Source organism: Zoogloea ramigera (genome assembly GCF_006539865.1).
GTDB lineage: Bacteria > Pseudomonadota > Gammaproteobacteria > Burkholderiales > Rhodocyclaceae > Zoogloea > Zoogloea ramigera.
This window is the reverse complement of record NZ_BJNV01000007.1, coordinates 27,909-41,096: the sequence shown is the minus strand read 5'-3', so window position 1 is coordinate 41,096 and position 13,188 is coordinate 27,909. Positions and strand designations below refer to the sequence as shown.

Annotated in this window: 10 protein-coding genes and 1 riboswitch; of the genes, 5 read left to right on the top strand and 5 right to left on the bottom strand. The window is 71.3% G+C overall.

Translation table 11 applies throughout. From position 1 onward, the window contains the following. The 4 genes from ZRA01_RS02875 to ZRA01_RS20805 are packed head-to-tail and all read right to left on the bottom strand — an operon-like array spanning position 1 to position 2,586. Entirely contained in the window at positions 1-504 is a 504-nt protein-coding gene (locus ZRA01_RS02875; protein WP_141349253.1) for a pilus assembly PilX family protein, read from the bottom strand. Beyond that, positions 501-1,511 (bottom strand): PilW family protein, encoded by a 1,011-nt coding sequence (locus ZRA01_RS02870; protein ID WP_170182892.1) that lies wholly within the window; start codon positions 1,509-1,511, stop codon positions 501-503. Before ZRA01_RS02870 ends, ZRA01_RS02875 begins: the two co-directional genes overlap by 4 nt. Positions 1,512-1,531: 20 nt before the next feature. Then, positions 1,532-1,975, bottom strand: coding sequence for a type IV pilus modification protein PilV (gene pilV / locus ZRA01_RS02865; RefSeq protein ID WP_141349252.1), 444 nt, complete (start codon positions 1,973-1,975; stop codon positions 1,532-1,534). Between the two features lie 26 nt (positions 1,976-2,001). Then, complete coding sequence (locus tag ZRA01_RS20805) at positions 2,002-2,586, bottom strand: GspH/FimT family pseudopilin (RefSeq protein WP_281279830.1); 585 nt, start codon at positions 2,584-2,586, stop codon at positions 2,002-2,004. Positions 2,587-3,054: 468 nt separating this feature from the next. Beyond that, a riboswitch (cyclic di-GMP riboswitch) is annotated at positions 3,055-3,134 on the bottom strand. Between the two features lie 218 nt (positions 3,135-3,352). Here ZRA01_RS20805 and ZRA01_RS02855 point away from each other — a divergent pair. After that, the gene (locus ZRA01_RS02855; RefSeq protein WP_170182890.1) at positions 3,353-6,202 is read left to right on the top strand and encodes a toll/interleukin-1 receptor domain-containing protein; all 2,850 of its coding nucleotides are present in this window, start codon (positions 3,353-3,355) and stop codon (positions 6,200-6,202) included. Positions 6,203-6,363: 161 nt separating this feature from the next. Here ZRA01_RS02855 and ZRA01_RS02850 read toward each other — a convergent pair whose 3' ends face one another. Continuing rightward, entirely contained in the window at positions 6,364-6,942 is a 579-nt protein-coding gene (locus ZRA01_RS02850) for a hypothetical protein (protein ID WP_141349249.1), read from the bottom strand. 341 nt (positions 6,943-7,283) lie between these two features. Between ZRA01_RS02850 and ZRA01_RS02845 the strand changes: the two genes are divergently transcribed. From ZRA01_RS02845 to ZRA01_RS02830, 4 genes are read left to right on the top strand one after another with little or no spacing between them, the layout of a single operon-like run. Beyond that, on the top strand, positions 7,284-8,375 hold the full coding sequence (locus tag ZRA01_RS02845) for an efflux RND transporter periplasmic adaptor subunit (protein WP_170182889.1): 1,092 nt from the start codon (positions 7,284-7,286) through the stop codon (positions 8,373-8,375). A gap of 1 nt (position 8,376) precedes the next feature. Then, entirely contained in the window at positions 8,377-11,469 is a 3,093-nt protein-coding gene (locus ZRA01_RS02840; protein ID WP_141349247.1) for an efflux RND transporter permease subunit, read from the top strand. Then, entirely contained in the window at positions 11,466-11,783 is a 318-nt protein-coding gene (locus ZRA01_RS02835) for a DUF3240 family protein (protein WP_141349246.1), read from the top strand. Before ZRA01_RS02840 ends, ZRA01_RS02835 begins: the two co-directional genes overlap by 4 nt. Then, on the top strand, positions 11,780-13,090 hold the full coding sequence (locus ZRA01_RS02830) for a TolC family protein (protein ID WP_141349245.1): 1,311 nt from the start codon (positions 11,780-11,782) through the stop codon (positions 13,088-13,090). The genes ZRA01_RS02835 and ZRA01_RS02830 overlap by 4 nt, the downstream gene beginning before the upstream one ends. The last annotated feature ends 98 nt before the right edge of the window (positions 13,091-13,188 follow it).

The window sequence follows — 13,188 nt, the reverse complement described above, 5'->3', positions numbered from 1 at the left end:
TTATTGGCGGATGTTGGATTGCAGCGTCACGATGGTGCCGCGACTATTGGTCGCCCGGGCCTGGGCCGTGACGCGGTATAGCGGGACGAGGCAGGTGGGCTCGACCGGGATCTGCAGATGGCAGGTGCCGTCGGCAGGCTGGGGGCCCATGTCCTCGATGATGAACTGGCTGGTGACGAGCGCCGGGCGCGTGCTGGTGGCCGCCTGCCAGCCCGTGAAGCCCGAATCCGTCCAGCGATCGGCCATGCCCGCAACGGGCTTGGGGCACACGCCGTTGGTGCATGTGGCGGGGATGGTGAGGGGCGCCGCGGCGATCGCCTCGCCCTGGCGGAGCGCCGCCTCTGCGGCCTCGAGCACCACGTTGCGGTCGTACTGGTTGCCGCTCATGCGCTCCTGCAGCCCGGCGCTGCGCATCGTCGACAGCCCGAGCAGCGTGATGATGATCAGGATGAGCATCGACGCGATCAGCGCGACACCGCGCTGGTGGGTTGCAGGGCGTTTCATGGCATTCGGTTTCTGAGGGCGATGGTGCTGGTCGTCGCGGTCGTCAGGCGACGGTCTCCGGTGGTCGCGGTGGACACGGCGGCGTCCGCGCTCTCGAAGCTCAGCGTGAGGCGCACCGAGGAGACGCTGGCCCAGTCCGTCACCGCGCTGGCGTCCACGTAGGCGGTGCTGCCGTCGGCGAGATAGGTGATCTGCATGTCGGTGACGCCGGCCGCGATCTCCTCCGGCCCCCCGTCCAGGAACACCCGGAAAAGGGACGGCCGGCCGCTGGAGCCGTTGCCGATGTACCACGCCGACGCACCGAAGCGGCTCAGGCGGGAGATCAGCGGGTCGTAGAAATAGCTGCCTGTCGGGCAGGCCACCCCCGTATCGTAGGCCAGGGCGGTGCCGCAGTTCTTGCGCCCGCCCGCACCCACCGCGTAAGCCACCCGGTCGCCCGAGACGCTCGACGCGTTGAAGACCGTCGATTGCCGGTAGTCGCAGACGATCAGCACGTCATTGGCGGCGAGCCCGGACTGGGTGGTGTTGAGCTTGAACTGGTTCGTCGTGCCGCTATGCAGTTCGACGCTGAAGCCGGCCCCGTAGGCTCCGGCCAGATGCAGCGCGTCGGTGTTGCTCCGCCGCTGCCCCACGGCCGTGCCGATGGCGACGGCCGGCGTGACCTGGCTGGCGTCGAAACCCTGGATGCCGGTTCCCATCAGGCTCCACCAGGAAGGCGTGGCCGACTGGGCCGCGTTCAGCACGCTGCGGTTCCGCCGGGCGATGTCGTTGTCGGCCCGTCCGCCATTGCCGCAGCCCGTGCCGCTCGCCTCGCGGATCTCACGGCTCATCAGGGCAAACACGATGCGCGCCGAATCCTGCATCCGGGACAGGTTGTCGGAGGTGTTGAACGACATCCGGCTGCCCATGAACACCACGAAGACACTGCCCACCAGCACCAGCCCGAGGACGAGCGCGATCATCAGCTCGATGAGCGTATGCCCCCGCTGATGGGGCGAGGGCATCATGAGGGGGCTGCTGCGATGCGTCATAGCTGGACCCGAGTCGTGACGAGGTGGGTGCTCGAGCCGGCACTCGCCCGCGAGTCATCCCACTGAACCGTGATGTCGCACTGGCCGGCCTGGCACAGCACCGTGCCGCAGGCGCTCTGGCCGATGGCACGCTTGAGGGAGCTCACCCAGGCGGTGATGTCCGAGTCGGCGAGGGAGCCACCCGGCTCGCCACTCACATCGCAGGTGCTGCCGTTGTAGGCGCCATTACGCGCCTCAGTGACGTTTGCGCGCATCGCGTCGGTGATCGAGTTGCTCATGATGCCCGCCATCGAGCGGGACTGGGCGCTCTGGCCATTGCGCAGGGCCACGGTCTGGAGCGCCGCCATCCCGAGCAGGCAGATCGACAGGATCAGCATGGAAACCAGCACTTCGATGAGCCCGACGCCCTTCTGCGTCTTGAGGGAGGAGATTTTTTTCATGATCTGCCGATGTTCCGGTGGATGGATCAGGCGTTCGACGGCACGGGGCAGGTGCCATCGTTATTGACGGGGACGATCAGCCCCTGCCCACCCGCCCCGATCCGGATCTCGCGGGTGTTCTGGGGCACCGAAGTGGTGGCGATGCACACCGACAGCTTGGCCTGCAGCAGCACTGCCGAAGAGCCCGTCGCGGCGCGAACCAGGCCGTCGGCCCCCATCCGGATGCGGTTGCCCTGATCGACGATCCGCTGGCTGCCCTGCACCACTACATCGGTCGGCGAGATCGTGCCGACGCGCAGCACCTCGCCGCTGTCGGGGGAGTCATTGCGGTTGTTGTCCGCAAACACAATCCAGCCGTTCCAGCGCCCCGCGTCGCTGGAGCAGGTGGCCCCGTCGCTGCTGCTGCACAGGATCACGCGGCGGTTCAGGCGGATGGCCTCGCTGCGCGCAATCATCATCGCCCCCAGCAGGTCGTTGGCCTGGGTGGCGAGCCGGTTGGAATTCACGAGCGACGTGAATGAGGGAACCGCCGTGCCCATGAGGATCGCCGCTACGGCCAGCGTAACGATGAGCTCCACGAGGGTGAATCCCTGAAGTGTCTTTTTGTGCATAGTGCGCCTCCGATCCTGCCTTGCTCTGCGGGGCCGCAAACCAGTGTCTGCACGCACCCGGCCATCCCGACGATTCAACGTTGCCCGAGGTATTGGGGGCACTGCCGGACCGCCTGATGAAAACCATTGCCGCTGCATGCAGTAAGCAGTAACGACAAATTTGAAACGACCTTGACGGGGGATTGACGCTGGATGCCTATCCGGCCTGCAGGCCGGGCAGAAACGCGCCGGACGCAACGCACGTGGCTGAATGGGCGCGAGGTGGCGATGTGGGCGAGGCACACCGAAGCGTCCCGGGAACGGGGCTGGGCGTGAGCCTGGGCGGAGCAGCGGGAAACCAGAGCCGTTGCGCGTGGAGCAGCCATGCGAACGGTAGATAAGCGCTTCATCGTCGATCCCTTGTATTAGTCGTGGGGCTAATTACAAAGGCCAACGCAAAGCGCTTGGAGAACCGGCACGAGGAGCGTGTCGGGCAACCCGGCTATCCTCAACGCGGAGGACCCGTGGCTTTGCGTCCTGCAGTTGCCTGCAGTTTGCCTATGTGCTTTGCAGTGTAGCAGCTTGTTTCTAAAAGCCAAACGCCTCGCGTGAATTCCATGTGACATCCTGCGCAGATGACGCTCGCGCGATGCCGCAGGTCGCCCGCCTGTCGGTGCACCCGCACCGTTCATCGGCCGGCAGGCCCGGCAAGGGCGGACTACACTTTCAGAGGGTTCCCCCTCACCCAGACCGTTCCGCTTCCTCCGGCTCCACCCCCGAGGCCCCCATGTCCGAGCAGCCCACAGCCGCCGCGCAGACGGCAGCGCCTCCGCCCAGCCACCGGCAACGGCCGCCCCGCCGGCGTCGCGCCTTCGCCTCGACGCTCTTCGGCTACGACATCTTCATCTCCTTCGCCCTCGGTTTCTCCGGGCGCGGCACCCAGTCCTACGCCTCCGACCTCGCCCGGCAGCTGCGGGAGCGGGACTTCTCGGTTTTTTACAGCGAAGACGAAGCCGCCCCGGGCGAGGATCTCGACGACACCCTGCTGCGTGCGCTGCTGCGTTCGAGCATCCTGGTCGTGATCGCCAACCGGGGCACGCTGGAAGCCCCGCGCTGGGTGCGCACCGAAGTCGAGACCTTCCGCAAGCACCACCCGGGCCGGCCGATCATCCCGATCAACATCGGCGGCGCGATGCAGGACGCGGCTCTCACCGAGGCGGTGCGCCCGTGGCTCGACGTGCACGACCAGATCTGGCTCGACGACACCGAGGAGGCCATCGCCCGTGGCGTCGCCACCGCCGCGGTGGTGGACCGCCTGAGCCTCTCTCCCCGCCAGCTGCGCACCGCCCAGTGGTGGCGCGTGACGGTGGCCGGCGTCACCCTCAGCCTGCTCGGGCTGGCCGCCTCCACCGGCTGGAGCGCCTACCTCGCCCACCAGAACGCCAGCCGGGCCGAAGCCGAAGCCCAGCGCGCCCGGGCCGCCGAGGAACATGCCCGCGCCGAGCTGCGCAACTCCGTCGGGCTGCGCCTGCGCGCCGAGGCGGCGGCCATGTTCGCCGGCCTGCGGCCCGAGCCGGACGAGCGCGCCATGCAGCAGCTCCTCGCGGCCCTGCGCCTGGCGGGCGCTGCGCGCCAGGCCGACGCCGAAGCCGAAGGCGGGCTGCTGGAGGCCCTGCGCCGCGAGAAGAATCTGGTCCGCCTCATTGCCACCCCGACCGCGCTGGTCGGCCTGGTGGTCAGCCCCGGCGGCGAGCGCCTCGTCACCGCCGACGACGCGCGCCGGCTCCAGCTGTGGAACGCCCGCACCGGCGCCCGCCTCGGCGAGCCCCTCGAAGCCCACCCCGAGGACATCCGCAGCCTCGCCATCAGCCCCGACGGGCGGCGCCTCGTCACCGGCAGCGACGACACCACCCTGCGCCTGTGGGCCGTCACCGACGGCGGCATCCAGCCCGACCTGGCCTTCCCCCTCACCGGCCACGCCGACGCCGTGCGGGCCGTCGCCTTCAGCCCCGACGGACGGCTGGCCGCCTCGGGCAGCGACGACAACACCGCCCAGATCTGGGACGTGGCCACCAGCCAGCCCCTCGGCCAGGCCCTGGTCGGCCACGCGGAAGCGGTCACCGGCCTCGCCTTCAGCCCCGACGGGCGCCTGCTCGCCACCGCCAGCAACGACAGCAGCCTGCGCCTGTGGCGGGTGCGCGACGGCAAACCCCTCGGCGCGCCGCTGCTGGGCCACGAAGACTCCGTGCGCAGCGTCGCCTTCAGCCCCGACGGCACGCGCCTCGTCTCCGGCGCCTGGGACGGGCACCTGATCCAGTGGGACGTGGCCCGCGGCCGGCGCATTGGCCAGCCCCTCCTCGGCCACGACGGGCTGGTGCGCAGCGTGGCCTTCAGCAGCGATGGCCGGCACATCGTCTCGGCAGGCGACGACGGCAGCGTGCGGCTTTGGGACGCGGCCAGCGGCGCTGCCGTCGGCGACGCGCTGCTCGGCCATGGCGACTCGGTCGCTGCGGCCGCCTTCACCCAGACCGACGGCTCGCGCATCGTCTCGGCCGGCTTCGACGGCAGCCTGCGCCTGTGGAACCCACGCAGCACCTCGCCCGTCGGCGAAGCGCTCGGCACGGGCAAGGCCCGCCGCTTCGTCAGCCTCGCGGTGAGCCCCGACGGCAAACGCCTCGCCGCCGCCGACGAAACCCTGCAGCTGCGCCTGTGGCGGGTCGCCTCCGGCCGCGACGCCGACGGCCCCGACGAAACTCCGCTGCCCACCGCGCCCCAGCCCGTCCTCGCTCTCGAATTCAGCCCCGACGGCGGCCGTCTCGCCGCCGGCAGCATGGACGGCAGCCTGCGGCGCTGGGACGGGCGCAGCGGCACGCCGATCGGCGAGGCCATCGCCGCCCATCCCGGCCCCGTCTCGGCCCTCGCCTGGAGCCCCGACGGCGGCCGCCTCGCCACCGGCGGCTGGGACAGCACCGTGCGCCTCTGGGACGCCGCCACCGGCGCCCCCCTCGGCCCGCCCCTCGAAGGCCACAGCGCCTGGATCGCAGCGCTGGCCTGGAGCCCCGACGGCCGCCGCATCGTGTCGGCCAGCGCCGACCGCGACCTGCGCCAGTGGATCGTCGCCACCGGCCAGCCGGCTGGCCCGGCCCTCGCCGGCCATCGCAACTGGGTGCTCGCCGCCGCCTGGAGCCCCGACGGCCGGCAGATCGTGTCGGGCAGCGCCGACGGCAACCTGCGCCGCTGGGACCCGGCCAGCGGCAACCCGATCGGCGAGGCCATGTACGGCCACCGCCTGTGGGTGAGCTCCGTGGCCTTCAGCGCGGACGGCCGCCACATCGCCTCCGGCAGCTGGGACCACAAGCTGCGCTTGTGGCAGGCCGACAGCGGCGTCCCGATCGGCCCGGCCCTGGAGGGCCACGCCAGCCAGATCCAGAAACTCAACTTCCGCCCGGGCGGCCAGCACCTCCAGTCGGTGGACCGCAACGGCGCGCTACACCTGTGGGCCGCCCCACCCCGCTGGCCCGACATGCTGTGCGCCAAGCTCACCCGCAACATGAGCACCAGCCAGTGGCGCCGATGGGTCTCGCCGGACATCCCTTACATCAAACAGTGCAGCAAGCTGCCCGAGGCGCCGGACTGAGCCTCGCCGCCAGGCATTGTCTGCGACGACCTGGCTCCGCGACCCGCCCGCAAAGGCGCCGCACCTTACGGACCCCGGCAGGGCGACAAAGCAAAACGCCCCTTGCAGGGCGTTGGTGGCACCACAACGGACGCGCGGGCAGCAGCTGCCCGCCAGGCCGCTCAGCGGCTGCAGATCTGGCCCACGACCGGGGCGTTCTGGTCGATGCTGTTGCCCAGCACCGTCAGGTGGCCGGTGACGTTGGCGTAGGCGCCCTTCTTGTCGGTGTCGCGGATCACGATCTGCTCGGTCACGGCGCCCGGCACCAGGCCGGCGGCGGTCGGCACCATCTGCATCACGATCACGTCGTCGGTGTACAGCGTCGTGGCGCGCCCGCGCTGGCCGAGGGTCACCACCGTGCGCGCGGTCTGGATCACCTGGCGCGGTACGGCCTGGGTACCGGCCTGGGGCACGAAGGCCGGCGTCGCGGCGGCGCCCCCGTCCGGGATCATGCTGACGACCGGCTCGCTGGTGAGGCCGGCATGCCCCGTCGCCGCCGGAAAGCCCGCCAGCCGCAGCTGCACGCTATAGCACTGACCGGTGAAACCGACCTTCACCGGGCTCTCGCCCGCGACCTTGCAGAGCGCGTCGGGCGCCAGCCTGACGGTACCGGCGACCGGCGTGCACGCGGCACCGGCGACACCGGAAACCAGGGCCAGGCAGAGGGGGATGGCAACTTGGGTGGCAACGCGAAAATTCATGACGGAAGATCTCCAGGGAAGGATGTTGCGCGGGCGACAATGCTGCCACCCTCTGCAGAGCCCAGGGCGGCAAGCGTGAAAACCGGATCAAAGCCCCGTGCAGCTTGCCTGAACGCGCTTCAAAACCCACCCGCGCCACGCAAATTCACTGTCAAACTGGGTTTCGACCAGGTAAGTGATGATAGTCAAGGAGCTCAGGCCGCACGCCTCGATATCCCCATAATGGGTCGAGCCCGCGGGGTCCGGCCCACAGGCGCACGCCTCGGCGCGCGGCGGCAGCTTAAGCTTTCTTTAATACTCAATACCTCATAATGGTCGCTTCGCCTTTTGTTCGAGCCGCCATGTCGCCGCAAGCTCCCCTCCGTTTCCTCACGCCTGTTCTGCTCGGCGCGCTGCTCGTTGCCGGCTCCGTGCAGGCCGCTGATGCACGCTTTGTGCCGGTGACGGCGGCCCAGGCGCAAGCCCTCGGCATCCAGACCCAGCGCGTCGGTGCCGGCAGCAAGGCAGCGGCCGCCGGCCTGCCCGCCACCGTCAGCATCCCCAACAGCCAGGTGCGGGTGATCGCCGCGCCGCTGGCGGGCGTCGTCGAAAGCCTCGAGACCGCGCCCGGCCTCAGCGTCACCAAGGGCCAGGTGCTGGTGCGCCTGTCCAGCCCGCAGGCCCTCGAACTGCAGCGCGACCGCATCCAGGCCGACGCCCAGGCCGGCCTCGCGCGGCAGAGCCTCAAGCGGGACGAGCAGCTCTTCCGCGAAGGCCTGATCGCCGAATCGCGCCTGCAGGCCAGCCGCGCCAACGCCGCCCAGAGCGCCGCCCAGGCCGCCGAGCGGGCCCAGGAGCTCCGCCTCGCCCAGCACAGCCGCGGGCAGACCTTGTCCCTCGTCGCGCCGATCGCCGGCAGCGTGCTCGAACAACAGGTCAGCGTGGGGCAGCGGGTCGAGCAATCCGCGCCGCTCTACCGCATCGCCCGCCTCGACCCGCTGTCGGTGGACATCCAGGCCCCGCTGGCGGTGGCAAGCCAGCTGCGGGTGGGCGCCGGGCTGCGCATCCCCGCCACCGGCGCCAGCGGCGAGGTGATCGCCGTCGGCCGCGCCGTCGACCCGGCCAGCCAGAGCGTGCTGGTGCGCGGCCTCGTCACCCGCGGAGCCGACAGCCTGCGCCCGGGCCAGGCCACCACCGTCGACCTCGACGTCGGTAAGGCGGCCGGCGACGCGGCGGTGCAGGTGCCGGCAGGCGCGGTGCTCCACCACGAGGGCAAGCAGTGGGTCTTCGTGGCCGCCACCGAGGGCAAGGCCAGCGGCTATCGCGCAACGCCGGTCCAGCCTGCCGGTCGCGTCGGTGACAACATTCTGGTGAGCGGGCTCCCGGCCGAGGCCACCATCGCCACCGCCGGCATCGCCGCGCTCAAGGCCAATCTGCTCGGCATGGGGCGCTGACATGCTGTCGCGCCTCGTCGAGTTCTCCCTCACCCAGCGCCTGCTGGTGCTGGTGGTCACCCTGCTGCTGGTGGGCGCCGGGCTGCGGGCCTGGAACAACCTGCCCATCGACGCCTTCCCCGATGTGTCGACCACCCAGGTCAAGCTGATCATCAAGGCTCCCGGCATGACCCCGGAAGAGGTCGAGTCGCGCATCACGGTGCCCATCGAGCAGGAGATGCTGGGCATCCCGCACCAGCGCATCCTGCGCTCCACCTCAAAATACGCGCTGGCCGACGTCACGCTCGACTTCGAGGACGGCACCGACATCTACTGGGCCCGCCAGCAGGTCGGCGAGCGCCTCGCCGGCGTGATGGGCAACCTGCCCACCGGCGCCACCGGCGGCCTCGCCCCGATCACCACGCCGCTGGGCGAGATGTTCATGTTCACCATCGAAGGGCCGGTTTCGCTGCAGGAGAAGCGCACCCTGCTCGACTGGACGATCCGCCCCCAGCTGCGCACCGTGCCCGGCGTGGCCGACGTGAACAGCCTGGGCGGCGAGGTACGCAGCTTCGAGATCAGCCCCGACCCGGCCGCCCTGGCGGCCCGCGGCCTCACCCTCACCACCCTGCAGGCCGCCCTCGAGGCCAACAACCGCAACGACGGCGCCGGCCGCCTGAGCGAAGGCGAGGAGACCCTGCTGGTGCGCGCCGAGGGCGCCATCCAGACCCTCGACGACGTGCGCGCCATCGTGCTCAAGGCCAGCCCCGGCAGCATCGTGCGGGTCGGCGACGTAGCCGAGGTGCGCATCGGCGCCCTCACCCGCTACGGCGCGGTCACCCGCAACGGCGAGGCCGAGGCCGTCGAGGGCCTGGTGCTGGGCCTGCGCGGCGCCAATGCCGGCAAGGTGGTCGAGGGCGTCAAAGAGCGCCTCGCCGAGCTGGCGCCGATGCTCCCGCCGGGCGTGTCGGTGGAGCCCTTCTACGACCGCAGCGAGCTGGTCGGGCGGGCCGTGCATACCGTCTCCAAGGCTCTCCTCGAGGCCATCGTGCTGGTGCTGGTGCTGCTGCTGGCCTTCCTGGGCAACCTGCGCGCAGCGCTGGTGGTGGCGCTGATGCTGCCGCTGGCGGCGCTGGCCACCTTCATCGCGATGGGCGCGGTGGGCCTGTCGGCCAACCTGATGAGCCTGGGCGGCCTCGCCATCGCCATCGGCATGCTGGTGGATGCCGCGGTGGTGGTGGTCGAGAACGTCGAGACCCAGCTCGCCGAAGGCGGCGCCGCGGCCCGCCAGCCGCTGCTGCACCTGGTGTTCCGCGCCACCCGCGAGGTGGCCGCGCCGGTGGCCTCGGGCATCCTGATCATCGTCATCGTGTTCCTGCCGCTGCTGACCCTCGAAGGCCTGGAGGGCAAGATGTTCGGCCCGGTGGCGCTGACCATCGTGTTCGCCCTGTCGGCCTCGCTGCTGCTGTCGCTCACCGTGGTGCCGGTGCTGGCCTCGTTCCTGCTGAAGCGCGGCCGCGCCCACGAGCCCTGGCTGGTGCGCAAGCTGCAGGCCGGCTACATGCCGCTGCTCACCTTCGCCCTCGCCCGCGGGCGGCTGATGGTGGCCATCGCCGGCGCCTCGCTGGTGGCCGCCGCCGGCGCCTACCTGATGCTGGGCAAGGCCTTCATGCCGACGATGGACGAAGGCGACATCATCATGCAGCTCGAGAAGCTGCCCTCGATCAGCCTCGCCCAGACCATCGCCACCGACCTCGCCGTGCAACAGGCGGTGTTGAGGGCCGTGCCCGAGGTGAAGACCATCGTCGCCCGCTCCGGCTCCGACGAGCTCGGCCTCGACCCGATGGGCCTCAACCAGACCGACACCTTCCTCGTCCTCAAGCCCCGCGACGAGTGGCGCCAGCCCAATAAAGACTGGCTCGCCGACCAGCTGCGCGCCGTGATGGACAACTTCCCCGGCGTCGCGCTCACCTTCACCCAGCCCATCGACATGCGCGTCTCCGAGATGCTCACCGGCGTGCGCGGCGACCTGGCGATCAAGCTCTACGGCCCCGACCTGCCCACCCTCAACCGGCTGGCCGGCGAGATCGAGGCGGTGGTGAAGGCCGTGCCCGGCGCCGAGGACACCATCACAATCCGTAACGAGGGCGTGCAATACCTGCGCATCCAGGTGGACCGCCTGGCCGCCGGGCGCTTCGGGCTCAACGTGGAGGACGTGCAGCACGCCCTCAAGAGCCTGCTCGAAGGCCAGGTGGCGGGCACCGTGATCGAATCGACCCGCCGCGTGCCGCTGCTCATCCGCGGCCCGGCCGACCTCCAGCGCGACCCGGCCGCCTTCGCCGCGCTGCGCATCACCACGCCGGACGGCAGCAGCCTGCCGCTCTCCAGCGTCGCCAAGATCGAGCGGGTGGACGGCCCGGTCAAGGTCGACCGCGAGAACGCCCAGCGCTATTCGGTGATCCAGTCCAACGTGCGCGACCGCGACCTCGTCGGCTTCGTCGAGGAAGCCCGCGCCGCGGTCGCTGCCAAGGTGCCGCTGCCAGCCGGCTACCGCATCGCCTGGGGCGGCCAGTTCGAGAACCAGCAGCGCGCCGCTGCGCGCCTCGGCGTGGTGGTGCCGATCGCCCTGGGGCTGATCTTCGTGCTGCTGTTCTCCACCTTCGGCTCGGTGCGCCAGGCCCTGCTGGTGCTGGCGATGGTGCCCTTCGCGATGGTCGGCGGCGTGTTCGCGCTGGCCGCGTCGGGCGAATATCTGTCGGTGCCGGCCTCGGTGGGCTTCATCGCGCTGCTGGGCATCGCGGTGCTCAACGGGGTCGTGATGGTGAGCTACTTCAACCAGCTCCAGGCCCGCGGCATGCCCATCGGCGAGGTGGTGGTGGAAGGCGCCCGGCGCCGTCTGCGCCCGGTGATGATGACCGCCAGCATCGCCGCCCTGGGCCTCGTGCCGCTGCTGTTCGCCAGCGGCCCGGGCTCGGAGGTCCAGCGCCCGCTGGCCATCGTGGTGATCGGCGGGCTGGTCAGCGCCACCGCCCTCACGCTGCTCCTGCTGCCCCTTCTTTACCGGCGCTTCGGCCTCACCCCGGCCACCGTCGCCAACCCGGAAACACCCCGATGAGTCTCGAATCCGCATCCGTCGTCCTGACCCTGGTAATGCCCGTGGACGTGGAAGACGCCCTCGTCGAAACCCTGCTCGAGCACCCCGACCTCGCCCCCGGCTTCACCTCCCAGCCGGTCGAAGGCCACGGCCAGCGGGTCAGCTTCATCGGCACAGCCGAGCACGTGCGCGGGCGCGCGGCCTACTGTCGGGTGCAGCTGGTGGTCCCCCGCGCCGATGCCGACACCCTGCTCGCCCTCCTGCGCGAGCGCTTCGCCACCAGCCGGATGTTCTTCTGGATGGTGCCGGCCATCGCCAGCGGGAGGCTCGCATGACCACCCCACGCCTGAAGAACTGCCCCCGCCCGGCCACTGTGCTGGCCGCCCTCCTGCTCGCCACCCTGCCCCTGTCCGGCCACTCCGCCGGCCCGGCCGACGCGCCGGATCTGCCGCCCCAGGCCCAGGTGATCGAAGCCCTGTCGAGCAGCCCGATGGTGCGCGCCGCCGGTGCCCAGATCGAGGTCGAAGAAGCCCGCAGCCGGCGCCTCGAGGCCGGCCCCCACGAATGGACGGTGCGCCTCTCGGACCAGCAGCGCCGCGTGCGCCCGGCCCCCGGCGAGCGCTACAACGAGTGGGGCATGGGCCTTGAACGCGCCCTGCGCCTGCCCGGTAAGGCCGAGCTCGACCGCCAGCTCGGCGCGGCCGGCATCGCCAGCGCAAAAATCAGCCGCGGCGACGCCCTCCACGAGGCCAGCCGCGGCCTGCTGGCCGGCTGGTTCGACTGGCTGCGCGAGGAGGCCGCCGCCGACCAGTGGCGCCGTCAGCGCGACATCCTCGCCCGCCAGGCCAGCGTCGTGAAACGCCGGGTCGAGCTGGGTGACGCGCCCCGCCTCGAAGCCCTGCAGGCCGACGCCGCCCTCGCCCAGGCCGAAGCCCAGCTGGCCCAGGCCCTCGGCCGCAGCCAGGTGGCCGCCGAGAGCCTGCGCCGCCTCTACCCGGCCCTCGCCCTGCCGTCCGGCGTGCCCGAGACCGCCCCCGACCTTGTCGATGCCGACGCCGCCCGCTGGATCCAGGCGATCCTCGAACACAACCACGAACTCGGCGTCGCCCGCGCCGAAAGCGCCCGCGCCCGCGTTGGTGCCAGCCGCGCCGACGCCGAGCGCCGGCCCGACCCCAGCCTTGGCGTGAACATGATGCGCGAGCGAGACGGCGAGGAGCGCGTCCTCGGCGTGAGCCTGAGCATCCCGCTCCCCGGTGCCGGCCGCCGCGCCGACGCCGACGCCGCCCTCGCCGCGGTGCAGGTGAGCGCCCACCGGGAGGCCGGCGTGCAGCGCCGGGTCGAGGCCGAAGCCGCCGCCCTGCACCGCCGCGCCCGCGCCGCCCACGCCGGCTGGCAAAGCCAGCAGAGCGCCGCCGACGCCCTCACCCGCAGCGCCGAACTCAGCGAGCGCGCCTGGCAGCTGGGCGAAGGCAGCCTCGCCGAAACCCTCAACGCCCGCCGCCTGGCCCACGAGGCTCGCCTGGCGGCCCGCCTGGCCCGGCTCGACGCCAGCGAATCGCGCTACCGTCTGCTGCTCGACGCCCACCAACTGTGGCCGCTCGACATGGACGACGGCGCCGACGGCGACCACGACCACCCCTGAGAAAGCCCGCCCGAGGCCGCCCCCCGGACACGCGTCGAGGGGTGCGTACAGCGCCTCCGCCGGCGCAGAACCGCCAGCCAGCGTAATAGGCCCACCCC